The 22,584-nt window shown below is 57.1% G+C and carries 19 protein-coding genes; 9 read left to right on the plus strand and 10 right to left on the minus strand.

Features of this window, described 5'->3' with window-relative positions; all coding sequences use genetic code 11:
- The first annotated feature begins 302 nt into the window (after positions 1 to 302).
- Positions 303 to 2,246 (plus strand): molecular chaperone HtpG, encoded by a 1,944-nt coding sequence (htpG, locus tag KUF54_RS14535; RefSeq protein ID WP_219343483.1) that lies wholly within the window; start codon positions 303 to 305, stop codon positions 2,244 to 2,246.
- A 125-nt stretch (positions 2,247 to 2,371) separates the two neighbouring features.
- On the opposite strand, the gene KUF54_RS14540 is transcribed toward htpG, so the two are convergent.
- A complete protein-coding gene (locus tag KUF54_RS14540; protein WP_219343484.1) occupies positions 2,372 to 3,589 on the minus strand; it encodes an MFS transporter in 1,218 nt (405 codons plus the stop codon).
- 172 nt (positions 3,590 to 3,761) lie between these two features.
- Here KUF54_RS14540 and KUF54_RS14545 point away from each other — a divergent pair, with 172 nt between their 5' ends.
- On the plus strand, positions 3,762 to 4,475 hold the full coding sequence (locus KUF54_RS14545; RefSeq protein ID WP_219343485.1) for a TetR/AcrR family transcriptional regulator: 714 nt from the start codon (positions 3,762 to 3,764) through the stop codon (positions 4,473 to 4,475).
- 75 nt (positions 4,476 to 4,550) lie between these two features.
- The gene (locus KUF54_RS14550; protein WP_255576456.1) at positions 4,551 to 4,952 is read left to right on the plus strand and encodes a hypothetical protein; all 402 of its coding nucleotides are present in this window, start codon (positions 4,551 to 4,553) and stop codon (positions 4,950 to 4,952) included.
- Positions 4,953 to 5,148: 196 nt separating this feature from the next.
- Here KUF54_RS14550 and KUF54_RS14555 read toward each other — a convergent pair whose 3' ends face one another.
- A complete protein-coding gene (locus tag KUF54_RS14555; protein ID WP_219343487.1) occupies positions 5,149 to 6,186 on the minus strand; it encodes a serine/threonine protein kinase in 1,038 nt (345 codons plus the stop codon).
- 423 nt (positions 6,187 to 6,609) lie between these two features.
- On the opposite strand from KUF54_RS14555, the gene KUF54_RS14560 reads away from it, so the two are divergent.
- Positions 6,610 to 7,275 (plus strand): 2'-5' RNA ligase family protein, encoded by a 666-nt coding sequence (locus tag KUF54_RS14560; RefSeq protein WP_219343488.1) that lies wholly within the window; start codon positions 6,610 to 6,612, stop codon positions 7,273 to 7,275.
- Between the two features lie 34 nt (positions 7,276 to 7,309).
- On the opposite strand, the gene KUF54_RS14565 is transcribed toward KUF54_RS14560, so the two are convergent.
- From KUF54_RS14565 to KUF54_RS14575, 3 genes are all read right to left on the minus strand, one after another.
- Positions 7,310 to 7,726, minus strand: a complete 417-nt coding sequence (locus KUF54_RS14565) for an organic hydroperoxide resistance protein (protein WP_219343489.1) — start codon at positions 7,724 to 7,726, stop codon at positions 7,310 to 7,312.
- A gap of 270 nt (positions 7,727 to 7,996) precedes the next feature.
- Complete coding sequence (locus KUF54_RS14570) at positions 7,997 to 8,389, minus strand: hypothetical protein (RefSeq protein ID WP_219343490.1); 393 nt, start codon at positions 8,387 to 8,389, stop codon at positions 7,997 to 7,999.
- Between the two features lie 382 nt (positions 8,390 to 8,771).
- Positions 8,772 to 9,620 carry a 3-hydroxybutyryl-CoA dehydrogenase gene (locus tag KUF54_RS14575; protein WP_219346418.1) on the minus strand — a complete coding sequence of 283 codons (849 nt, stop codon included), beginning with the start codon at positions 9,618 to 9,620 and terminating at the stop codon, positions 8,772 to 8,774.
- A 200-nt stretch (positions 9,621 to 9,820) separates the two neighbouring features.
- Between KUF54_RS14575 and KUF54_RS14580 the strand changes: the two genes are divergently transcribed.
- The gene (locus KUF54_RS14580) at positions 9,821 to 11,410 is read left to right on the plus strand and encodes a GMC family oxidoreductase (RefSeq protein ID WP_219343491.1); all 1,590 of its coding nucleotides are present in this window, start codon (positions 9,821 to 9,823) and stop codon (positions 11,408 to 11,410) included.
- A gap of 277 nt (positions 11,411 to 11,687) precedes the next feature.
- On the opposite strand, the gene KUF54_RS14585 is transcribed toward KUF54_RS14580, so the two are convergent.
- The 3 genes from KUF54_RS14585 to KUF54_RS14595 are packed head-to-tail and all read right to left on the minus strand — an operon-like array spanning position 11,688 to position 16,482.
- Positions 11,688 to 12,890: a GGDEF domain-containing protein gene (locus KUF54_RS14585; protein ID WP_219343492.1), complete on the minus strand. Its 1,203-nt coding sequence runs from the start codon at positions 12,888 to 12,890 to the stop codon at positions 11,688 to 11,690.
- Positions 12,891 to 12,904: 14 nt separating this feature from the next.
- On the minus strand, positions 12,905 to 14,398 hold the full coding sequence (locus tag KUF54_RS14590) for an AMP nucleosidase (RefSeq protein ID WP_219343493.1): 1,494 nt from the start codon (positions 14,396 to 14,398) through the stop codon (positions 12,905 to 12,907).
- 5 nt (positions 14,399 to 14,403) lie between these two features.
- A complete protein-coding gene (locus KUF54_RS14595; RefSeq protein WP_219343494.1) occupies positions 14,404 to 16,482 on the minus strand; it encodes a bifunctional diguanylate cyclase/phosphodiesterase in 2,079 nt (692 codons plus the stop codon).
- A 157-nt stretch (positions 16,483 to 16,639) separates the two neighbouring features.
- Between KUF54_RS14595 and KUF54_RS14600 the strand changes: the two genes are divergently transcribed.
- Together KUF54_RS14600 and dtd are read left to right on the plus strand one after the other, a co-directional pair.
- Positions 16,640 to 17,614, plus strand: coding sequence for a cation diffusion facilitator family transporter (locus KUF54_RS14600; RefSeq protein ID WP_219343495.1), 975 nt, complete (start codon positions 16,640 to 16,642; stop codon positions 17,612 to 17,614).
- Positions 17,611 to 18,081, plus strand: a complete 471-nt coding sequence (gene dtd, locus KUF54_RS14605; protein ID WP_219343496.1) for a D-aminoacyl-tRNA deacylase — start codon at positions 17,611 to 17,613, stop codon at positions 18,079 to 18,081. Before KUF54_RS14600 ends, dtd begins: the two co-directional genes overlap by 4 nt.
- Positions 18,082 to 18,100: 19 nt before the next feature.
- Here dtd and KUF54_RS14610 read toward each other — a convergent pair whose 3' ends face one another.
- A complete protein-coding gene (locus KUF54_RS14610) occupies positions 18,101 to 19,426 on the minus strand; it encodes an amidohydrolase (protein WP_219343497.1) in 1,326 nt (441 codons plus the stop codon).
- Positions 19,427 to 19,600: 174 nt separating this feature from the next.
- On the opposite strand from KUF54_RS14610, the gene dbpA reads away from it, so the two are divergent.
- Positions 19,601 to 21,010, plus strand: coding sequence for an ATP-dependent RNA helicase DbpA (gene dbpA, locus KUF54_RS14615; RefSeq protein WP_219343498.1), 1,410 nt, complete (start codon positions 19,601 to 19,603; stop codon positions 21,008 to 21,010).
- Between the two features lie 271 nt (positions 21,011 to 21,281).
- Positions 21,282 to 21,731 (plus strand): carboxymuconolactone decarboxylase family protein, encoded by a 450-nt coding sequence (locus tag KUF54_RS14620; RefSeq protein ID WP_219346419.1) that lies wholly within the window; start codon positions 21,282 to 21,284, stop codon positions 21,729 to 21,731.
- A 69-nt stretch (positions 21,732 to 21,800) separates the two neighbouring features.
- On the opposite strand, the gene KUF54_RS14625 is transcribed toward KUF54_RS14620, so the two are convergent.
- Positions 21,801 to 22,565 (minus strand): sulfite exporter TauE/SafE family protein, encoded by a 765-nt coding sequence (locus KUF54_RS14625; RefSeq protein WP_219343499.1) that lies wholly within the window; start codon positions 22,563 to 22,565, stop codon positions 21,801 to 21,803.
- Positions 22,566 to 22,584: the final 19 nt, after the last annotated feature.

The raw sequence follows: 22,584 nt of genomic DNA on the forward strand, positions 1-22,584 counted from the left end.
GAGGCGCTTTGCGCCTTACCCCTCTCTCGCTTCGCGGGAGGGGAACGACAGCCTCGGTGCGGGGCGGCCCTTCCTTGGTGTCTTTGACTTGGAGCGTGAGGGTTTTTAGTTAAACAGGGCTATAGCCTTGATAGATAAGCGCAAGCAGCTATTCTTTTTGAATTAGCGCTTGCGCTTTTTTCTTGCCTAAATTTATAGCTAACTCCCCTTGAAATATCAGGGCCAGTCCCGAGTTATGAGCATGAATCGCCTTGAGTGCATCTCCGGGCGGCTTTTGATTTCAGTTTTTCGCTCACAAAGACATGACAAAGCAAACCCATTCCTTTCAGGCCGAAGTGGCCCAGCTGCTCCATCTGGTTACGCATTCGCTGTACTCCAACCAGGAAATTTTCTTGCGCGAGCTGGTCTCCAATGCCTCGGACGCTTGCGACAAGCTGCGCTTTTTGGCACTGAATGACTCCAGCCTGTATGGCGATCAGCCTAATCTGGAAGTGCGCGTGTCCTTTGACAAGACTGCCAAGACGCTGACGATTACCGACACCGGCATCGGCATGACCGAGCAAGAAGCCATCGACAACTTGGGCACCATCGCCAAGAGCGGTACCAAGGCGTTCATGGACAAGCTGTCTGGCGACCAGAAGGCGGATTCGCAGCTGATCGGCCAGTTCGGCGTGGGCTTTTACTCTGGCTTCATCGTGGCCGACAAGATCACCGTGGAAACCCGCCGCGCAGATGCTGCTGCGGCCGATGGTGTGCGCTGGATCAGCGGCGGCACGGGTGACTTTGAGATTGAGCAGATCAACCGCGCCGAGCGCGGCACCAGCATTACTTTGCACCTGCGTGATGACGCCGAGGAGTTCCTCAACGGCTACAAGCTCAAGCAAGTTATCAGTAAATACTCCGACCACATCAGCCTGCCCATCTTGATGGAAAAGGAAGAGTGGAAGGACGGCGAGAACGATCAACCCGGCGAGATGGTCAAGACCGGCGAGTGGGAAACCGTCAACAAGGCCAGTGCCCTGTGGACACGCGCCAAGAAGGACGTGACCGAGGAACAGTACAAAGAGTTCTACAAAGCCATCAGCCATGACTTTGAAGACCCGCTGACCTGGAGCCACAACCGCGTTGAAGGTAATACCGAGTACACGCAGCTGCTGTTCATTCCCGGCAAGGCCCCGTACGACCTGTACCAGCGCGACAAGCACGCCGGCATCAAGCTGTATGTGAAGCGCGTGTTCATCATGGATGACGCAGAAGCGCTGATGCCCCAGTACCTGCGCTTTGTGAAGGGCGTGATCGACTCGGCAAACCTGCCGCTGAACGTCAGCCGCGAGCTGCTGCAAGAGTCGCGCGACGTGAAGCTGATCCGCGAAGGCTCGGCCAAGCGCGTGCTGTCCATGCTGGAAGATCTGGCTCGCCACGACAAGCATGAAGCCGCTGCTGACGGTGAAGTTACCGACGTGGTGGATGCCGATGACAAGGCCAAGGAAGGCAAGTTCACCCAGTTCTACTCCGAGTTCGGTGCGGTGCTCAAGGAAGGTCTGGGCGAAGACATCGCCAACAAGGATCGCATTGCAAAGCTGCTGCGCTTTGCATCGACCACGCACGAAGGCCTGAACACCTCGTTTGCCCAGTACAAGGCGCGTATGAAGGATGGCCAGGACGCCATCTACTACATCACCGCCGATACGCTGGCCGCTGCCAAGAACAGCCCACAGCTGGAAGTCTTCAAGAAAAAGGGCATTGAAGTGCTCTTGATGACCGACCGTGTCGACGAGTGGGCACTGAACTTTGTGCAAGATTTTGACGGCACGCCGCTGCAATCCGTGGCCAAGGGCGCTGTCGACTTGGGCAAGCTGCAAAACGAAGAAGAAAAGAAGGCCGCTGAAGAAGCTGCTGAAGTCTTCAAGCCCGTGCTGGCCAAGCTCAAGGAAGCTCTCAAGGACAAGGCCGACGATGTGCGCGCGACCAGCCGTTTGGTGGACTCACCCGCCTGCTTGGTGGTCAGCGATGACGGCATGAGCCTGCAACTGGCTCGTTTGCTCAAGCAAGCTGGTCAGGCCGCGCCTGAATCCAAGCCCGTGTTGGAAGTCAATCCTGAGCACCCGCTGGTCAAGAAGCTCGACGGCTCCGTGCACTTCCACGATCTAGCGCAGATTCTGTTTGACCAGGCCGTGCTGGCGGAAGGCGGTATGCCTGAAGACCCCGCTGCTTACGTTAAGCGTGTGAACGCACTGCTGGCTTAAACGGCTTTCGCTTTCATTAAAAACCCCGCAGAGTGGTGGCTCTGCGGGGTTTTTATGCTTTATAGATTTATAGCCTTGTAGTCCTTATATCGTAAGGAGGTGTTGCTATCAAATTTGAATTTGGTTTAGCTGCGCGGCATTGGCAGCACACGCGCACGTATGCTGAAAATGCCAAGCGTCAGGGTCAGCAGGCCCAGGCAGCTGCAAAAGCCAATCAAAGCACCAGTCAAACCAATGTGATCAGACAGCCAACCCATACCCAAAATAGGCACGATGGTGCCTACATAGCCCACGATCAAATAGGTGGAAAACAAACCGCTGCGATTGTTGGGTTTGGATACTTTATTGACGATGGCCATGCCCGCCAAGTTGACCAGTGCATGGCCCAAAGCCATAGCCAGAACACTCAAGATAAACAGCAGGGCAGAGCCCACAAAAGTGTTGATGATGAGCAGCACGTTCGTTAAAGCAATTGAAAAGTGACCAACGATGGCCTGCTTCTTGGTTGCAATGTGGCGTGTCATCAGTTGTATGGCTGCAGACATAAAGAGAATGAAGCCGATGGTCAGACCAGATACAGCAGGCCCATGCCAAGGAACCATATGCTCCATAAAGCTGGGGGCCATGGCGGCAAACAGGCTGAACATGCCAAAAATCGAGAAGGCCGTCATACACGCCAGTGCGTAGTGCTTAAGAAACGGCTTGCGCGGAATCGAGATGGTGGGCAACACATCCTTGAGGGAAAGTTTGCTCATCTGCTGTTCTTGCGCCGCTTGCCCGTTGGCGACTGGTAGGCGCACTTGAAACAGTGCATAAATTCCAAAAAAGCTCAGCACAATAGGCGGTAGATACGCCGTGGTCAATGGGTATGGAACCCACTGGGCCATCAGCCCGCCAACGATGGGGCCAAGTCCAAAACCGAAGGCAATCGTCAGGCTGGTCATTGCCGCCGCGCGCTGCAAGTCCCCCTTGTTGTTGAGCTGGGTCATGCCAATAGAGGCTGACGTGGTGATCATCCCCGAGGCCAGGCCGATAACAAAGCGGCTCACACCTAAGCTGCTGACGTTCCAAGCCAAGGCGGAGCCTATGACGCCGAGAGTCATGAGGATGAGAGCCGAGCGCAGCACCTTCAAAAAACCGAAGCGATCAGTCAGTCGCCCCAGAAACAGCAAGCTGAGCAGGGCGCCCAGCATGTAGGTGACAAAAATCTGCGTGATGTGGCTGGGCTGCAGTCCCCAAGCTTGCTGGTAGAGGGGATAGAGCGGGGTGGCCAAGGCGGTGCCCATGACGCCGACGCACATGGAGAAACATACCCAGGCATAAGGGCTCAGACGGGATTGCATTGGGGGATTGTTCTGTGGGGCCGTCATTTTTTGCTTGTGCTTAGAGCCTCAAATGCAAACCCTTAGGCTTGCTTGGCGGTGTTAGCCGCTCTTAGGGAAATCTGTTTGACTTAAAATTCATAAAAATGACTAATTGGTCAACTTTATGAATTTTAGAAAAGGATTCCAAGGCATGGTTGAGGCTGAAGCCGCTGCCCCTTGTGCAGACTCGGATATTGGCAGTGCGGAGCAAGCCACACAAGTCAAACGCCGCAGGCGTGGCCCCAGTCTGGACAAAACGGCGCAGACCCGCCAGCAAATTGACGAGGCGGCGCTGGCCGAGTTTGTCGAGACTGGCGTGGCCCGCAGCACCATGGAGCGCATTGCGCGCCGCGCGCAGGTGGCCAAGGGCACGCTATACCTGTACTACCCATCTAAAGATGAACTGCTGCGTGGTGTGGTGGAGCATGCGCTCAGGCATTCAGTGGTAAACACGGCGCTTAAGCGCAAAAAGGGTGAGACCGTGCGCGCCTTTTTGCGCCGCAACTTGTTGCCCAGCATGGATGCAGTGGAAAACAGTGAGCGCGGTATGCTGGCGCGATTGGTGCTGAGCGAAGCCCGCCATGCCCCAGAGTTGGCGAGGCTCTACAAAGAGCTGGCCTTGGATGCTTGGAGTGCTTATATACAGGACTTGCTGACATTGGCGGTGAAAGAAGGAGAGCTTCAAACTCGCTCGGTCGCTCAAAGTGCTCAACTGCTGGCCAGCCCATTTTGGCTGGCGCTGGTGCACAACAGTCTGCTCGCTCCCGATGCACCGCAAAAGCTAGTACTGAAGCCTTTGATGGAGTTACTGATTGATAAGCTCTTTTCAAGCTCGGCGATTGACAATGCAGACCTAAATCAGTGAGTTGCTATGAAAACTGCTTTTAAAACGGCCGGTAAAACAGCTTTGAGCCGCTCGCTGGCCACGCCAGTCGCACTGATGCTGGTGCTGACGCTGGGTTTGCAAGCTTGCAGCTCTGTCGGTGCAGGCATCGGTGTAGGCATTCCGATTGGGCCTTTTTCTGTGGGCGTGGGCCTAGGCCGCGGCGGCCTTAGCGCAGGTGTTGGAACTGGTTTGGGCCCGGTGGGTGTAGGTGTGGGCGTTAACCAAAGCGGGCAGGTGCTGGGTAGCGCCGGTGTGGGCGCATCCACAGGCGTGGGCGCAGCGAGCGTGGGTGTTGGTGTAGGTACTTCGACGGTGTTGCATGACCCGAACCGCCCGCAAGTGGAAGTATCACCGGCGGCGCCTGTTGCAGCGCCTGCCCCGGGTGATGGCGCAGTGCAGTGGCGTGATGCGCAAGGGCAGGCCGTGCCGGAGTGCCGCGTGCAGGGGCGCTGCTAAGAGTCGCTAATACAACCCTTGATACGTCGTTGCTTTGCCTTGTCGTACGCTTGCACTGCCTGCGGCTTCACGCCTAGTCTCAATCGCAAATCTTCGATTTGCTGAGTTGTTTTAGCCGCTCTAAGCGTTTGATGAACAAAGGCCCAATCCGAGACTTGCGGACTGGGCCTTTGTTCATCGAGTTGTGCGCCAGGGTTCAGGCGTACAAGGGATCTTGCTGCATCGCTTCAATTTGCTCATTGAGCATGGCGACTTGGCCCAGCCAGTAATCCATGGAGCCAAACCAAGGAAAGTTGATGGCGAAGATAGGGTCTTGCCAGCGGCGGGCCAGCCAAGCGCTGTAGTGCAGCAGGCGCAGGGTACGCAGCGGCTCGATCAGTGCCAGCTCGCGCCGGTCAAAGCTGCGAAATTGTTCATAGCCTTCCAGCAGGGCAGAAAGTTGCTGGGTTTGCTGCCCTCGGTCGCCAGAAAGCAGCATCCACAGGTCTTGCACGGCGGGGCCGCTGCGGGCGTCATCCAAATCAACAAAGTGCGGGCCACCGTGGCCTTCGTCGTCCAGCGGGGTCCAGAGGATGTTGCCGGGGTGGCAGTCGCCGTGCAGGCGAATGTGACTTGCTGCTTGCAAGCCAAAACGACCTGCAGCGCTTAAACCATCAGCGGCGGGCGCTATTAAAGCCAGAGCCTGCTCGCAGGCCTGCTTCCAGCGGGTGCGTACTTCGAGCGCTACAACGTCATGCTCCAGCAGGTAGTGCATAGAGTCATGGCCAAAGGTTTTGAGATCGAGCGCCGGGCGGTGGGTAAAGGGCTGGGTCGCACCCACGGTGTGAATGCGCGCCAGAAAGCGGCCAATCCATTCCAGCACTTCCCAGTCATCAAGCTCAGGGCGGCGGCCACCGCGCCAAGGGCTGACGCTGAACAAAAAGCCGCTGTGCTCATGCACAGTCTGGCCTTGCAGCACCAAAGGCGCGACAACGGGCACTTCTTTATCGGCCAGCTCTTGAGAGAAGGCGTGCTCTTCCTCAATTTGTGCACGGCTCCAGCGCCCGGGCCGGTAGAACTTGGCCACCACCTTGCTGCCATCATCTTGGTGCGAGAGGTAGACGCGGTTCTCATACGAGCTGAGTGCTGTAAAGCGCCCATCCGGCACAAGCCCCGTGCTGCACAGCGCATCGATCACGCAATCAGGCGTGAGTTCTGCATAAGGGTGAGAGGGGTCTTGTTGGGTATCGCTCATGCTTGCATTGTCATGCCCAAACCTGCCCGCTCTGATTGGATGGGATTGAACATGTGGACCGCAGTTGCTTTTGATTTGCTAGCGGCAGGTCTATATAGATATTGGACTAGCAGGCAAAAAGACTATAGATGTGGGCTGAAGCTGGCACACTAGGATCTGTTGAGATTTGCTCGGAGTCGCGAAGGAGTCAGGCCGGTTGCCAATCTAGGCGTGCGACGCAGTGCGGGTGCTATCCCGCACAAGGCGCGCAACGACGAGTGGTGGCCGGCCTGCCTCTTTCCCTTCGGGTTGAGGCGGCAAGGGGCTGCCTGCGGCGTTGCCCACCTTTGCAAGGCATGACCTTGCTGCAGGCGTGCGCCTTGCATCCAACCCCTTTCCGCCTCAACGCGATCTTCGATCAATTCTCAACAGACCCTAGCGGACATGCAAGCGAGCCAAGAATTTTCACAACCCTGTGAGGACAGAGATTTTTCTGAGTGGCATCAGGGCTGCCCGTGGTGCGCCGTTTGGGTAGTGATGCTCGATGGCGCCGAGTTGGCGCAAACGATGCAGCAGGCCAGAACCAGGTTGGGCGACGCCTTGCTGCCGCACTATGCACGCCAGCCGCATATCACGCTGGCTTATCGCGGGCTGTGCCAGGGCGGCGCATGTCATGTGGCACAGGAGTATGACGAGCAGGCTTTGCAAGCCGATATCGCATTGCTGCAAAAACTAAAGCAGCAAGCCTTTACTGTGCAAGTGGCACAGGCCCATAGCTTTACCACCGTGCCCTATCTAAGTGTGAAGGGTGATGTACACGCTCTGCAGCGCCTGCATGCTGCGCTGGTGCCTGAAGAGCCTGCGCCGGACTGGCGTTATGTGCCTCATGTAACCATTGGCCACTATGCGCAGCAGAGGCCTTTACATGAGCTGGTGGAGCAGTTGGGGGCGTTGGGGCAAGACTTGCCGCAGATGATGGTGACACAGCTGGCGCTGGCCCGTTATGCAAGCGCTGATATTGCGGGGCCGCTGACGCTTGAGGGAATTTTTGAGCTAGATGCCGGGCGCTATGTTTCAGCACCCGGCGCTCTGTGGCCCAAGCTGACTTAGGTCACTGGTTTAGACGTTGGTTTAGGTCGTTGGATTAAACAATGCTGAGCGTCACATCAATATTGCCGCGTGTGGCGTTGGAGTAGGGGCAGACTTGGTGTGCTGCGTCCACCAATTGCTGTGCTGCAGCTTTGTCCATGCCGGGCAGGTTGACCTTTAGGCGTGCGGCAATGCCAAACACTTCACCCACGGGGCCTAGGTCGACCTCTGCATCAACCGACAGATCGGCAGGCAGTGTTAGCTTTTGGCGGGCGGCCACGGCCTTCATGGCACCAATAAAGCAGGCGGAGTAACCTGCTGCAAACAGCTGCTCTGGGTTGGTGCCTTTGCCTGCCCCGCCGGGAGAGCTGAGCTGAATATCCAAGCGACCATCATCCGTGCGTGAGGCACCTTCGCGCCCGCCTGTGGTGTGGGCGTGGGCCGTGTAGAGAACCTTGTCGAGTTGGGCCATGTCAGTCTCCTTGGGTTGTTGGAAGTCATACGCTACAGCAAGTCGATGACCACTGCATTTTGATGGGCTGCGAGCAAGATGCACCAGTCATGCCTCAAGTGCATTTCAGCCGCAGTCGCACCAGTGCAACTGCAGGGCAGAGTGAGCGTGAATGGGTTCGCAATGGGACTGCTTTAATGCAATGCCCAGCTAATCGCAGCGCTGGGTTATCGGGCCAGAAGTACCCTTTAAAGAGAAAAGCACCCTAGGGTGCTTTTCTCTTGATTCTCATTAAGTCTTCAAACCTAAGCGGGGGAAGAGTTGGGGAGTTGGTTTGTAGATTCCTAGTGCGGAATACACAGCACCTTGGGACAGTTGAACCAACCTAAAAATATGCTCGTATGCCGCTGTGTCAAAAGGTCTGTTGATACAAGACCACTCAATCATCTGTTTTAGCTTCTGGCAAAGCTGATCGAGTTCAACAAGCATCAAGTCTTTGGTGCGTCGGTGCCCTGAGTATTTGACTGCATCAAAGCAGACGATGACATCGTCAGCCTTGTGCCGCGCTTGCCAGTCCATCTCCTTGGTGGCACGTGCAAAAACACTTTTCTTGAACTCTACGTAAGCCTGATCGATAACGATCAAGGACTCTTCGATCATGTCGGTATCAATTTCATCGCTCATTTTTAAACCCATTAAAAAACGATTTTGGTGATACAACATCCACACACTAGAGCGATGCCTAACGTTGGCCAGGCAAAGATTAGTATGGGTTCCTGATGCCTTGGCGGAACAAATCATATGCTCAGAAATGATTTTTGCGCTAGCAATATTCTTGGTGATCTAAAGACCCATATGGACATTGGGAGACCCGCACCTAATGTCCACTGGCTCGGCGCTGTTGGAAAAATCTGCCGAATAAAATCCCGAACAAGCGCCGCAACTTTGGCGCTAGCTAGGCAATCGAAAAAACTGCCGCTGCGACGGTATAAATTCGCATTAAAAAAGCTGCCAGTGCTTATGGGTAAAGCACGGACAGCTATTGTTTTTGTGTTGGCGACTTGGCTTAGTAGGTGTAAACGCCTTGACCAGTCTTGCGGCCCAGACGGCCGGCAGCCACCATTTCACGCAGCAAGAAGCAGGGGCGGTACTTGCTGTCGCCAAACTCCTTGAGGTAGACCTCCATCACGGCCAGGCACACGTCCAAGCCAATCATGTCGGCCAAAGCCAGCGGGCCGATGGGCTGGTTGCAACCCAGCTTCATGCCAGCGTCGATGTCTTCTGCGGTCGCAGTGCCTTCGCTCAGCACTTGAAAGGCTTCGTTAATCATGGGCACCAGAATGCGGTTGACCACAAAGCCGGGTGCATTCTTTACGGTGATGGGCGACTTGCCCAGCGCAAGCGCCATGGCCTTGACGGCGTCGTGCGTGGCGTCAGAGGTTTGAAGGCCGCGAATAATCTCCACCAGCGCCATCATGGGGACGGGGTTGAAGAAATGCATGCCGATGAAACGGTCAGCACGCTGGGTGGCCGCGGCCAGCTGGGTGATGGAGATGGATGAGGTGTTGGTGGCAACAATGACGTCGGGCCCTACCAATGCATCGACTTGCTTGAGAATCTTGACCTTCAGGTCATAGTTCTCGGTAGCGGCTTCGATCACGAGTTGTGCGGCCTTCAGGTCGTCGTAGCTGGTCGAGATTTTGATGCGCGACAGCGCAGCTGTCTTGTCCGCTTCGCTGATCTTCTCTTTCTTGATCAGGCGGTCCAGGCTGCCGGCCACGGTAGCCAGACCTTTTTGCACGGCTGCATCAGAGATGTCGACCATCACCACATTGATGCCCGACACTGCGCACGCCTGTGCGATGCCATTGCCCATGGTGCCTGCACCGATGATGCCTACGGTTTGAATTGCCATCATTTTTTGTCTCCACTCAGATAAGTTTGATTGAACGGGAAAATGTTATCCCGGATCTGAGCGGGTTTGACCCTAGTCGGGCATCTACCGTGTGATAAGTCTCAAACAGGGTGCGTGGCATTTTTCTGCACGACCGTGTTATTGCTCATTTCAGCGCTTTGCGGGTTTGTCCAAAATGAGTTCCAAAAGCAGGGGACTCTATGCGTGACTATGTGGTGATCGGTAGCGGCTCGGCAGGCTCGGTCTTGGCGGCGCGTTTGAGTGAAGACCCCACAGTCAGCGTCACGCTGCTAGAGGCGGGGGACGAAGACAAAAGCGTGTTGATTCACTGTCCCGCAGGACTGGCTTTGATGGCCAAACAAACAGCGCTGAACTGGGCGATGGAGACGGTGGCCCAGTCCGGCTTGAATGGCCGAAAGGGCTATCAACCGCGCGGCAAGGTGTTGGGAGGATCTAGCTCCATCAACGCCATGATTTATGCGCGTGGTCAGCCTGCGGACTATGAATATTGGAGCGCTCAAGGTAATACTGGTTGGGGCTGGATCGATGTTCTGCCGTATTTTCAAAAGGCCGAATGCAACAGCAAAGGCGCAGATGCCTGGCATGGCGGCAGTGGCCCTTTGCATGTGTCAGACCTGCGAGATCCCAATCCTTTGGCGCAGGCCTTTGTGCAGGCGGGTGTGCAAGCCGGTCATGTACACAACCTTGATTTCAATGGGCCCAGCCAAGAGGGGGTGGGGCTGTACCAAGTCACCCATCACAACGGCGAGCGCTGCAGTGCGGCCAAAGCCTATCTGACGCTGGTGCGCAACCGGCCTAATTTGCAAGTCATTACCAGCGCGCAGGTGCTGCGGGTGCTGATGGAAGGGCGCAAGGCTGTAGGCGTGGAATATGTGCAGGGCGGCAAGGTGCAGCAACTCAGTTGCAGTCGTGAAGTCTTGTTATGCGCGGGCGCGCTGCAGTCGCCACAACTACTCATGCTCTCGGGCATTGGCCCTGCTGATCATCTGCAGCGGCAGGGTATTAACGTTGTTCACAACTTGCCTGGCGTGGGCGAGCATTTGCACGACCACCCTGATGTAATGCAGGTGGTGAGCGGCGCGCAGTTGACGGACAGCTTTGGTATCTCGCTCACAGGTCTCAAAAACGTCTGCAAAGGCGTGGAGCAATGGCGCAACGGGCGCAGAGGCATGCTGACCAGCAACTTTGCAGAAGCGGGTGGATTTATTCGCAGTCAGTCGCAAGAAGGGATGCCTGATTTACAGCTGCATTTTGTGGTGGGAAAGCTGCTGGATCATGGTCGCAAAACGGTACTGGGCCATGGTTACTCTTGCCATGTCTGCATCTTGCAGCCCAAGAGCCGTGGCCGGGTGCGGCTGGCTTCCAACGATGCGCGAACCATGCCTCTCATAGACCCAGCATTTTTTGCTGAGCCGGATGATATGCAGCGCATGGTGCGTGGCGTGCACCGCATGCGTGAAATTCTGAATCAACCTGCGTTAGCAAGCTTGGGTGGCAAGGAGTTGGCTCACTCAGCACGGGCGCGCAGCGATGCAGAAATTGAGCAATTCATTCGCAATTACGGCGATACCATTTATCACCCGGTTGGCAGTTGTCGCATGGGGCCGGGGCCGCTGGATGTGGTGGATGCCCAGCTGCGCGTGCATGGCGTGCAGGGGCTGCGCGTGGTGGATGCCTCCATCATGCCGCGCATTGTGAGCGGCAATACTAATGCGCCCACCATCATGATTGCTGAGAAGGCTGCTGACTTGATTAAGAGCCAGCTTTAAAGGCTAGGGTCTGGTGAGATTTGCTCGGAGTCGCGAAGGAGGCAGGCAGGTTGTCAATCTAGGCGTGCGACGCAGTGCGGGTGCTATCCCGCACAAGGAGAACAACGACGAGTGGCGGCCGGCCTGCCTCCTTCCCTTCGGGTTGCGGCGGCAAGGGGCTGCCTGCGGCGTTGCCCACCTTTGCAAGGCAAGAGCCTTGCTGCAGGCGTGCGCCTTGCATCCAACCCCTTGCCTCCACAACGCGATCTTCGATCAATTCTCAACAGACCCTAATTTCTCAAGGTTGAGGTGGAGTAGCAGGTTCTTGTGGCGCATTCAGGGTAACGAACTGAGTGTGGCCACTGCCTAATTTTTTGGCCTGCTCTAAGGCAATCTCCGCTTTTTGGCTCATCTCGCCCAAGTGCAAATCTTTCCATACGATGGGGGCAATTGCGCAGCCAGCGCTGAAGTCCAAATCAAGCTGCAGCTCATATTGCGCGCCCATTTTCATGGTTGATTTGATGCGGGTGAGCAAGGCGTTCGCCCCTGGTAAATCTGCGTGAACGATAAGACAAAAGGATTCGCCCTGCCATCGAGCAACCAGCTCATCGCCGCGCATTTGCTTTTTCAGTGAGCGTGATATCAGCTGCAATGCGTCATCTCCGGTGCTGTAGCCATGACGCTTGTTGACGCGGGAGAAGTTATCCATGTCGATAAAAATCAACGCAAGCGGCAGCTTTTCGCGGTGAGCGCGGTGCAACATAGACCGGGCCAAATTTTTGAGGTTCTGACGCAGCGGCAGGCCGGTCAGCATATCTTCTTGAGGCTTTTCACCGCTCAACTCTTCATCACGACAGGCCATCAAGATGGAGACGAAGGTAAGAGAGCTAAAGAAAGGGATTGCCCATGTCAGAAAGAGGTGTGGGCTGGGCTCTTGTGCAAAGGTGTAAATCCAGGGCGCTTCAAGCGTGAAGATGCCTCTTGCGATGAGTGTGGCGGCAATACACAGCGTGGAAAAAACGAACAAGTATCGCCAAGCTTTGGAGCATTGGGTGGACGTGTTGCGAGGAAAGAAAACCATTGCAACCAAGGCAAAAAGCGTCAAGCTATAACTGATGCTGAACCATGCCAGCCGGTAGGGCTGATAAAGCGCCAAGGCGGCAACGCCTGCCCATGTCAGCAGGCAAAGCATGGTAAATATGCTCGTCAAAACTTTGTGGCGTGGCCCCACCCAGCCTTTGATTGCTTTATGTAGCTGCCACAGTGCGCTTATCGCCGCACTAGTGCTGCAGACTGCTAAGAGCGCATTCCATGTCAAAAGGGTCGAGTAAAAATTTACTAAGATGAGTAGCCATGCAAGCCCATGCAGCAGCAGAAATTGCTGTGCATTTCGGGCGGGCCGGCTCATTTTTTTTCCCATGAACCACGGCAGAGCAAAGGCGACCGTCATGAGGTTGACGGCCGCCATTAGCGTTACTGAAAACTGATCGACATCTGGCATGGAAAGGGTGTCGCTTACTGGAAGGCCACTTCGTCAAAGCTGCGTAGTTTGCGGCTATGCAGTCGGTCGGAGCCACCTTCGCGCAGAATATCAACAGCCCGCATGCCAATGCGCAAATGTTGATCCACACGTTCGCGATAAAAATGATTGGCCATGCCGGGCAGCTTGATCTCTCCGTGCAGTGGTTTGTCGCTCACGCAAAGCAAGGTGCCGTATGGCACGCGAAAGCGAAAACCATTGGCAGCAATGGTGGCCGATTCCATGTCCAGCGCTACGGCTCGGCTTTGGCTAAAGCGGCGTTGGGGGCGGTTGTCCGGCAGCAACTCCCAGTTGCGGTTGTCGGTGCTGGCCACGGTGCCGGTGCGCATGATGCGCTTGAGCTCGGGCCGCTCCATCTGCGTAATGTCGGCCACCGCTTGCTGCAAGGCGACCTGAATTTCTGCAAGGGCCGGAATCGGCACCCACAGAGGAAGTTCTTCGTCCAGCACATGGTCTTCGCGCACATAGGCATGTGCCAGCACATAGTCGCCCAACTGCTGGCTGTTGCGCAGGCCAGCGCAGTGGCCCAGCATCATCCACGCATGGGGGCGCAGCACGGCGATGTGATCGGTGATGGTCTTGGCATTGGCCGGGCCTACGCCGATGTTGACCATGGTGATACCGCTTTTGTCGGCGCGCACCAAGTGGTAACCGGGCATTTGCGGCAGGCGTGGTGGGGCGGCACCTAACTCGTCCACCGCTTCAGGGGGTAGACCATTGCGGCGGGTGACCACATTGCCGGGCTCGATAAAGGCGATGTAGTCGCTGTCCTCTTTGGCCATCTCTGCATGGCCAAGGCGGATGAATTCGTCGATATAGAACTGGTAGTTGGTGAACAACACAAAGTTCTGAAACCACTCGGGTGCGGTGCCTGTGTAGTGGCGCAGGCGGTGCAGCGAGTAATCCACTCGCGGCGCGGTAAAGAGTGACAGCGGCAGAGCCTCCCCGGGCTGGGCACGCCAAGTGCCGTTGGCAATGCCGTCGTCCATGGCTTCCAGGTCCGGCAGATCAAACACATCGCGCATCAGCATGCGGCGCTCGGGGGATAACGAGCCTTCAATGTGATCGTTGTCCGCAAACGAGAAGTGAATGGGAATGGGCTTGTCGCTTAAGCCGACTTCGATAGCGACTTGGTGGTGCTCAATCAGCAGGCGCAACTGCTCGGCAAAGTAACTGGCAAACAGGTCCGGTCGAGTCAGCGTGGCTTCATAAGTGCCTGGGCCTTCGACAAAGCCGTAGGTCAGTTTGGTGTCGGCGCGCGCCACGGTGGTGGTCTTGATGCGCACAAACGGGTAGTAGGCGTGAACCGGGGCAGCGGGTGTTTCACCGGCTACAAAGCGCTGCATAGCGGCGCGTAGATGCTCAATTTGTTCCCGGTACAACTGCTGAACGTGGCTGAGTGCCTGAGTTGCATCGGTGTGAAAAATGCTGCTGCTTTTATGCGAGATGGTCGGTGTGTTACTTGCCATGGGTACTATTGTTTTTGTAGCATTTGATAGTGCTTTGACATCCAAGCGGCTGCGTGATCAGCAGGCATGGGCGCAGATACCAGAAACCCTTGCATCATGGCACAGCCCATTTTTTTGAGCATTTGCAATTGCTCAGCGTTTTCTACGCCTTCAGCCAAAATTTCTAGATGAAGGCTTTGCCCCATTTGCACGATGGCGTTGACGATTGCTGCTGCATCAGGGTTGTGGGGCAGGTCGGTGATGAAGGATCGGTCGATCTTGAGCCGGTCTATAGGGTGCTTGCGCAGATAAGCCAGCGACGAGTAGCCTGTGCCAAAGTCGTCAATCGCCAGCCCCACGCCCAGCGCCTTGAGTGCATGCAGGGTTTGCTGCATCTGCGTGCCTGAGAGCATCAACGTGGTCTCAGTGATCTCGATGTGTAGATAGCGGGGGTCTAGCCTTGTGTCCTCAAGCACCTGCGCTACTTCTTCAACTACATCGCGCTGGCGGAACTCCTGCGCAGAGAGGTTGACGGCTAAGGGCACGGGCGGGTAGCCCTCTTCCTGCCAGGCCTTGGCTTGGCGGCAGGCTTGGTTGAGTACCCAGCGGTCAACCGCGGCGATCAGTCCCCGGTTTTCGGCAAAGCCAATGAACTCATCCGGCAGCACAAGGCCACGGTGCGGGTGCTTCCAACGCACCAGCGCTTCAAAGCCGGCCAGCTCGCCGGTCTGCATCAAGGTTTGCGGCTGATAGTGCAACTCAAACTCGCCGCGCTCTACCGCGTCGCGCAGCATCTGCTCTTGCATCAGCATGCGCGTGGCACGCCCTTCTAGCGCCGGGGTGTAGAACTGCGAGAAACTGCGCCCGCGCCCCTTGGCCATTTGCAAGGCGGCTTCGGCATTGCTCAGCAGCGATTCGGGGCACTCGCCATCCTTGGGATACATGGCAATGCCCACGCTCAGCGATACGTTGAGCAGCGTGCCTTCGACCTGATAAGGCGCTTCCACAGGGGCACGCAGCTGTGCGACTAGCGCCTCAGTCTCCAGCAGGCTGGGGTTGTCGGGCAGGACGATGACAAAGTCGTCCCCACCGATGCGGGCCACGATGTCATGCGGGCGCAGGGCTGACTTCAGGCGCTGGGCCATCTCACACAGCAGCAAATCGCCAGCGCGGTGGCTGAGTGAGTCGTTCACGGCCTTGAACTGATCCAGATCCAGCGACAGCACGGCCAGTCTGGACTGCTGGCCCTCAGCCTTGCTAATGGCCTCGGTCAGTAAATGATTTAAACGTGCCCGGTTGGGCAAATGCGTCAGCAAATCATGCTGCGCCAGAAAATCAAGGCGCTGCAGGGTTTGCAGTCGGTCCGTGGCGTCGCGCAGCAAGACGATTCGGTGACCATCGTCCTCACCGGGCATGGTCTTGGCTTCAATCTCGACGGGAATATGCCGGCCGCTTTTGTGAATGGCGATGGACTCATAACGATCTTCACTCTCGCTGCGCAAATTTTGCAGGGCGCGCAGGCGTGCTGCTGGGGCCACATAGTCAAGAATGGCAGTGCCACGCAGCTCGCCTAAAGCGTAGCCCGTCAAGCGAGACAGAGCGTCGTTGCCATCCATGATGATGCCGTCGCGATGCAGCACGATGGCCTCGGTCGTGATGGCGGAAAATTTGCGCATGCGCTCTTCGTTGTCGCGCATTTTTTGAGTCACCTGATGATGGTGACTCACATCAGTCATCAACGTAACGACACCCTTGAGGACGCCGCTTTCTTCATGCGGGCGCAGCATGACCTCTAAATGCTGAGTTGCACCGGTGCTGGTCTTGATCTGGCGCGTGTAGCGCACGGTCTGGGTGTCATCTAGTGCGTTGGGGCTAAGGTATGGCTCAATTTCTGCCCAGGCAAGCGCTCCCACAATCTCGCGCACATCCAGACCAATAATGCTTTGCGGCGTGTAGCCAAAGTGCTGGGCATAGCGTGCATTGGCAAAGCGGCAGGTGTGCGTGTCTGCATCAAAATAAGCCAGCATGGCAGGCGCGGTATCTGCGACTAATCGCAAAATCCCATCCTCATCTTCCGACTGCCGAGCTATCAATTGGTCAGGCATGCACATCCCTCTTTTTGGGGAGTATTTATATAGGATTCAGCTTGATCTCAGTGCGTTCATCTCTTTAATAGTGAAAGATTTTTCATCTTTCAACATCATTGCTTACGTAATTTTTATGTGGTTACATGATTGTTGAACCTGTAAGAAGCTTGAAAACATGAACCATTTCAGCGCACCCGCCTCATCTCAATGGCTGCAGCCGCACAACCTGCTGAAAATTTCGGTGGCCGTTGCCTTGCTGACGATTGTTCTTAAAACGCTGGCTTGGTGGCTGACGGGCTCGGTCGGCTTGCTGTCTGATGCGCTGGAGTCTTTTGTGAACCTAGCCGGAGCCATGTTCGCTTTGACCATGGTGACGGTGGCCAAGCGCCCCGCGGACACCGGGCACCCTTACGGTCATCACAAGGCAGAGTACTTCTCAGCAGGTTTTGAGGGCGTGCTGGTCATCGGCGCCAGCCTGGCCATTGCTTGGGCGGCGCTGTCGCGGCTATCGAGCCCTCAGCCGCTAGAGCAGCTGAGCTGGGGCTTGCTGCTGTCTTTGTTGAGTACGGCGTTCAATGGTCTGCTCGCCTGGGTGATGTTGCGCTCAGCGCGCCAATATCGTTCTACGGCGCTGGCAGGCGATGCCAAGCATTTGTTGACGGATGTCTGGACTTCTGTAGGTGTGGTGGTGGGCTTGTTGGCTGCGGCGTGGACGGGATGGCTGTGGTTGGATTCCTTAGTGGCTTTGCTGGTGGCAGTTCATATCTGCGTGCAGGGCATGCAACTGGTCTGGCAGTCTTCGCAAGGCTTGATGGATCAGGCCTTGGATGCGCCGCAGCGCCTGGCAATAGACAACCTGCTGGGTAGCTACGCTCAGCGCAACCAAGGCGTGCTTTTTGACGGTATATCTAGCCGACAAGCGGGGGAGCGCAGCTTTGTCGATTTGCACATGCATGTGCCCGGTCAATGGAGTGTGCAGCGCGCGGCACAATTGCGCACCGAAATAGAAGCCGCGCTGCTGCAAGCCATCCCGGGCTTGTATGCCCGAATTGAGTTGTTGCCCACGGGCATGAGCACCGTCAGTGAAGGCGCCGGTACGCAGCTCTGTGGCGATTCAGCAAGCGCGACAAAGGAAGGTTTTCGAGAATGATGAGTGTGATTCAGCGTGTTAAACAAGCGCGTGTGGAAGTGGATGGCCGCATCACCGGTCAGATAGAACAAGGCCTGCTAGTGCTGGTCTGCGCCGAGCGCGGCGATACCGAGGCTGAGGCCGACAAGCTGCTGGCCAAAATGCTCAAGCTGCGCATCTTTAGCGACGCAGCCGGCAAGATGAACCAAAGCGTGCAGGATGTGGATGGCAAAGGCGGGTGTGGTGGCCTGCTCATCGTCAGCCAGTTCACGCTGGCCGCTGATACCAGAGGCGGCAACCGCCCCAGCTTTACCGCTGCTGCTGCGCCCGATGAAGGCAGGCGCCTGTACAACTACTTTGTGGACAAGGCCCGCGCCGCCCACCCCGTTGTGCAGACGGGGGAGTTTGCGGCCGATATGCAGGTGCACCTGCTCAATGATGGTCCGGTGACTATCCCCTTGCGTATGGAGCCCCAGACCGCCGCCTGAGGCTCGCTGCTCGGTCTTTTTATTGCATCACATTCATGACGGCCAGCGTCATGGTCTGAACACCGGTCTTGATGGTTGGGTCCACATCCGGTGCGAAGAAGGGGGAGTGGTTATAGGGCAGCGGCTTGCCACCGGGCTGGCTGGCTGCGGCAATCCGTTTGGGGTCATAAACGCCCAGAATGTAGAACATGGACGGCACGCCCTGATTGATGAAGTCAGAGAAGTCTTCGCTGGCGGACGCCGGGGGCACGGGAATCACGTTTTTGTCGCCCAATGCCGTCTTGAAGATTTTGACCGTGCGGCCTACCAGTGTCGGATCGTTGACCACGGCGTCCGAGCCCTTGAGCAGCTTGACTTCCGGCGCGGGCGCACCGGCCATGGCGGCTTGTGCCTTTGCCGTGCGCTCAATGCCTTCATGCATTTTGCTGCGCACTTCGCTCTTGTAGCTGCGAATCGTGCCCAGCAGCCGAGCCTGGTCGGGAATGATGTTGCCGGCGCTGCCCGCATTGAAAGCGCCCACGGTGACCACGCCAAACTCCGCCGGGTCTTTTTCGCGGCTGATGACGCTTTGCACATCGACGACAAAGCGAGAGGCCATCAGTACCGGGTCGATCGATTTTTCAGGCATGGAGCCATGGCTGCCCAGGCCGTGGAAAGTGATGTCCAGAGAGTCGGAATTGGAGGTGGCAGGCCCTGCCACATAGCCTACCGTGCCGTACGGCATGGGGCCGGTATGCAGCGCAAAGGCATAGTCGGGCTTGCCAAACTTCTTGAATAGGCCATCGGCCAGCATGGCGCGGGCGCCGGTCACGGTTTCTTCGGAGGGCTGGGCCACAAACATCAGCGTGCCCTTCCACTGGGCCTTCAGGGCCAGCAACGCCTGCGCCGTGCCCAGCCAGCTGGTCATGTGCATATCGTGGCCACAGCTGTGAGTGACAAAGCTCTCCTTGCCGTTGTACTGGGCTTTGGCCTTGCTGGCATAGGGCAGGCCGGTTTTCTCCTCCATCGGCAGGGCGTCCAGCTCGGTACGCACCATCACGGTGGGGCCCGCGCCATTGCGGTAAATGGCAACCAGCCCGGTCTTGCCAATGCCTTCTGTCACTTCAAAGCCCAGCTGACGCATTTCGGCGGCCAACTTGGCGGCGGTGCGGGTTTCCTCAAAGCCCAGCTCGGGGTGGGCATGCAGGTCTTCATAAACGCTGCGCAACTGCGGTGTCATTTTGTCGATCACCTGCTGCAGCTGGGGTTGTAGGGGTTGAGGGTCCAGTTCGGCGGCGTGGCCGGAAGTCAGCATGGCAGACAGAGCGGCACAGGCGCAGAGCGTGCGGGCAAAACGGTGTTGCATAGATGTTGTTGTGGTTCAGTGCAAAGGTCCAAAAAATGGCGATCTGTGTGGAGATCGCGCATTTCAGCCTAGAGGCAGTCTGGGGGCCCTCTTCAGAGGGGCAACCCGCAAAGAGCGCCGTGAATAGCGATGGCTCAAGGCTTTTCTGGCGCAGGCCCGGGATAATTGCATCCTATGAACACATCCATCAGCGCCGCCAAGGCCACAGATTCCTCCGCTTTCTCGGCGCTGCCCCTGTCCGCAGAAATGCTGGCCAACATCCAGCAACTGGGCTACACGCAGATGACGCCCATTCAGGCCGCCAGCCTGCCGCTGACGCTGCAAGGCAAGGACTTGATCGCCCAAGCCAGCACGGGCAGCGGCAAGACCGCCGCCTTTGGCCTGCCCATTGTTGACCGCCTCAACCCCCGCTGGTTTGCCGTGCAGTCACTGGTGCTGTGCCCCACGCGTGAGCTGGCCGATCAAGTGGCAACAGAAATCCGCCGTCTGGCCCGTGCGCAGGACAACATCAAGGTCGTCACTGTCTATGGTGGCGTGCCTTCGCGTAACCAAATTGCGTCGCTAGAAAACGGCGCCCACATCGTCGTCGGCACGCCAGGCCGTGTGATGGACTTGCTCGAGCGCGGCAAGCTCGACATCAGCAACCTCAAGACACTGGTGCTGGATGAAGCCGATCGCATGCTGGACATGGGCTTTTTTGCCGACATCGTCACCGTCGCAGAGCAGTGCCCCAAAGACCGCCAGACCCTGCTGTTCTCTGCCACCTACCCCGAAGGCATTGCCAACTTGGCCAACCGCTTCATGCGCGATCCGCAAACCGTCAAGGTGGCGGCACAGCACAGCGCTGGCAAGATCGAGCAGCGTTGGTACGAAGTCGGTGCTCGCGAAAAAGTGAGCACGGTTGCCAAGCTGCTGGCTCACTTCCGCCCTGAATCGAGCATTGCCTTTTGCAACACCAAGCAGCAGTGCCGCGACGTGGTAACCGCTTTGCAGGCTGAAGGCTTTAGCGCTCTGGCCCTGTTTGGCGAGCTCGAGCAGCGCGAACGCGATGAAGTGCTGGTGCAGTTTGCTAACAAGAGCTGCAGCGTGCTGGTCGCCACCGATGTGGCCGCGCGCGGGCTGGACATTGCCGACCTGTCTGCCGTTATCAACGTGGACGTGACACCTGACACCGAAATTCACATCCACCGCATTGGTCGCACCGGCCGTGGCGATGCCGAAGGCTTGGCCCTGAACTTGGTCAGCATGGACGAGATGGGCAGCGTGGGCAAGATCGAGCAACTGCAAGGCCGTGCTTCGCAGTTCTTCCCCGTCGATGAGCTGACTCCCGCTGCCGGTGGCGAGCTGCTGCCGCCCATGATGACCATCCAGATCATCGGTGGCCGCAGAGAAAAAATCCGCGCTGGCGACGTGATGGGTGCCATGTGCGCCGACTTCGGCTACAGCCGCGACCAGATTGGCAAAATCAGCGTGAACGACTTCTCCACCTATGTGGCCGTGGACCGCCAGATTGCCTCGGCAGCTTGTGCCAAGCTCAACGGCGGCAAGGTCAAGGGCAAGACGGTGAAAGCTCGTTTGCTCTAAAAATTTGGATCAAACCAGCCTCTGGTGCTTGTGTATCAAGCGCTGAGTGCTCACAAAAAGCCTTCTCAGTTTTGGGAAGGCTTTTTGTTTGGGTACAGCGCTATCTGAGCGGTGAAAAATGACCCGGAGCACGCTGATCGCGGTCATTGAGTTGTCCGCAGGCGGCTCATAGCAGTCTTCCCCCAAATGATCCCTTTGGAGCGAAATGGGCTAATTGGGGCGGCTGGTCGGGTGTGCGGCCTTGGCTTATCTTCTCCTGCTAGGAGTAAATATGACGGTAAGAATTGACTACAACACGGTTGCACCAGGCGCATCTGCTGCGTTGGCTGGTGTCTATGGTTATGTGATGAAAAGCGGGCTATCTGCTGAGCTGGTGGAATTGGTCTATCTGCGAGTTTCACAAATCAACAACTGCGCCTTTTGCTTGGACATGCATACCCGCGACTTGCTCGCTAAGGGTGTGAAGGTCGAGAAGCTGGCATTGGTTCAGGCGTGGAGTGAAGCAGGCAAGCTTTTTGACGAGCGTGAGCGAGCAGCTCTTGCATGGGCAGAATCGGTTACCAAGGTTGCTCAAACCGGGGTTCCCGATAAAGACTACGCACAAGCTCAAGCTGTTTTTACCGAAAAAGAGCTGGTTGATTTGACTGTGGCGATTAGCCTTATGAATGCTTACAACCGGATGGCTATTAGTTTTCGCAACATTCCCAAAGCGGCTCAATAGCCTTGGATCTGCCGTAGAGGCTTGGCCGGTTGCGTAATTTAGCGGGGACTTTGGCGAGCTTGCAAAGGCTCAGCCTTTGATAAAGAACAACCCCGCCATCACCAGCCCCGTCGCCACAATCCCCCAGCGCAGCATAGGCGCTGGTATTTGGCGTGCCACGCGGGCGCCGAGATAGCCGCCCAGGGTGGCCGCCACCATCATGATCAGGGCCTGCTGCCACTGCACAATGCCGCCCACAGCGTAAATGACCACGGCAATGGCCGTGAGTAGGGCGGAAACCAGATTCTTCATGCCGTTCATGGCGTTCAACTGGGTTTGGCCCAACAGGCCAAACAAGGCCAGCAGCAAGATGCCCAGGCCACCGTTGAAATAGCCGCCGTAGATCGCCACCATCAGCATGCCAGCTGCAGCTTTGGCCACTGCCGGTGCCGTGTCAGCCGCTTGCTTGCCCGCCGCCCAAGCGCGCAACTGCGGGCCAAAGGCAAACAGGGCGGTGGCCGCCAGCAGCAGCCAGGGCACGACTTTGCGGAAGGTTGCATCGGGCGTGAACAAAAGCAGCGCCGCGCCTACCGAGCCCCCAATGAGTGAAAGCACCACGACTTGCTTCATGGACAAGCCCGGTGGCGGCGCCATATCGTCTTTAAAGCCCCAGGCACCCGCCAGATAGCCGGGAAGCAGCGCCACCGTGCCCGTGGCATTGGCCACGACAGGTGGCACGCCGGTAAAGACCAGTGCGGGCAGGGTCAGAAAGCTGCCGCCGCCGGCCACGGCGTTGAGTGCCCCAGCCGTGAATGCCGCAGCCAGCAGCAGGGCGAGGTGGCCCAGATTCTCCATGTGTGTGTCTCCTGCGTGT

The organism is Comamonas sp. Y33R10-2 (assembly GCF_019355935.1).
Taxonomy (GTDB): Bacteria; Pseudomonadota; Gammaproteobacteria; order Burkholderiales; family Burkholderiaceae_C; genus Comamonas.

What these genes read in the sequence shown, in the direction of transcription:
- htpG (WP_219343483.1), top strand. Translation starts at nt 303, where the DNA reads ATGACAAAGCAAACCCATTCCTTTCAGGCCGAAGTGGCCCAGCTGCTC.
- KUF54_RS14540 (WP_219343484.1), bottom strand. Translation starts at nt 3,589, where the DNA reads ATGCAATCCCGTCTGAGCCCTTATGCCTGGGTATGTTTCTCCATGTGC.
- KUF54_RS14545 (WP_219343485.1), top strand. Translation starts at nt 3,762, where the DNA reads ATGGTTGAGGCTGAAGCCGCTGCCCCTTGTGCAGACTCGGATATTGGC.
- KUF54_RS14550 (WP_255576456.1), top strand. Translation starts at nt 4,551, where the DNA reads ATGCTGGTGCTGACGCTGGGTTTGCAAGCTTGCAGCTCTGTCGGTGCA.
- KUF54_RS14555 (WP_219343487.1), bottom strand. Translation starts at nt 6,186, where the DNA reads ATGAGCGATACCCAACAAGACCCCTCTCACCCTTATGCAGAACTCACG.
- KUF54_RS14560 (WP_219343488.1), top strand. Translation starts at nt 6,610, where the DNA reads ATGCAAGCGAGCCAAGAATTTTCACAACCCTGTGAGGACAGAGATTTT.
- KUF54_RS14565 (WP_219343489.1), bottom strand. Translation starts at nt 7,726, where the DNA reads ATGGCCCAACTCGACAAGGTTCTCTACACGGCCCACGCCCACACCACA.
- KUF54_RS14570 (WP_219343490.1), bottom strand. Translation starts at nt 8,389, where the DNA reads ATGAGCGATGAAATTGATACCGACATGATCGAAGAGTCCTTGATCGTT.
- KUF54_RS14575 (WP_219346418.1), bottom strand. Translation starts at nt 9,620, where the DNA reads ATGGCAATTCAAACCGTAGGCATCATCGGTGCAGGCACCATGGGCAAT.
- KUF54_RS14580 (WP_219343491.1), top strand. Translation starts at nt 9,821, where the DNA reads ATGCGTGACTATGTGGTGATCGGTAGCGGCTCGGCAGGCTCGGTCTTG.
- KUF54_RS14585 (WP_219343492.1), bottom strand. Translation starts at nt 12,890, where the DNA reads ATGCCAGATGTCGATCAGTTTTCAGTAACGCTAATGGCGGCCGTCAAC.
- KUF54_RS14590 (WP_219343493.1), bottom strand. Translation starts at nt 14,398, where the DNA reads ATGGCAAGTAACACACCGACCATCTCGCATAAAAGCAGCAGCATTTTT.
- KUF54_RS14595 (WP_219343494.1), bottom strand. Translation starts at nt 16,482, where the DNA reads ATGCCTGACCAATTGATAGCTCGGCAGTCGGAAGATGAGGATGGGATT.
- KUF54_RS14600 (WP_219343495.1), top strand. Translation starts at nt 16,640, where the DNA reads ATGAACCATTTCAGCGCACCCGCCTCATCTCAATGGCTGCAGCCGCAC.
- dtd (WP_219343496.1), top strand. Translation starts at nt 17,611, where the DNA reads ATGATGAGTGTGATTCAGCGTGTTAAACAAGCGCGTGTGGAAGTGGAT.
- KUF54_RS14610 (WP_219343497.1), bottom strand. Translation starts at nt 19,426, where the DNA reads ATGCAACACCGTTTTGCCCGCACGCTCTGCGCCTGTGCCGCTCTGTCT.
- dbpA (WP_219343498.1), top strand. Translation starts at nt 19,601, where the DNA reads ATGAACACATCCATCAGCGCCGCCAAGGCCACAGATTCCTCCGCTTTC.
- KUF54_RS14620 (WP_219346419.1), top strand. Translation starts at nt 21,282, where the DNA reads ATGACGGTAAGAATTGACTACAACACGGTTGCACCAGGCGCATCTGCT.
- KUF54_RS14625 (WP_219343499.1), bottom strand. Translation starts at nt 22,565, where the DNA reads ATGGAGAATCTGGGCCACCTCGCCCTGCTGCTGGCTGCGGCATTCACG.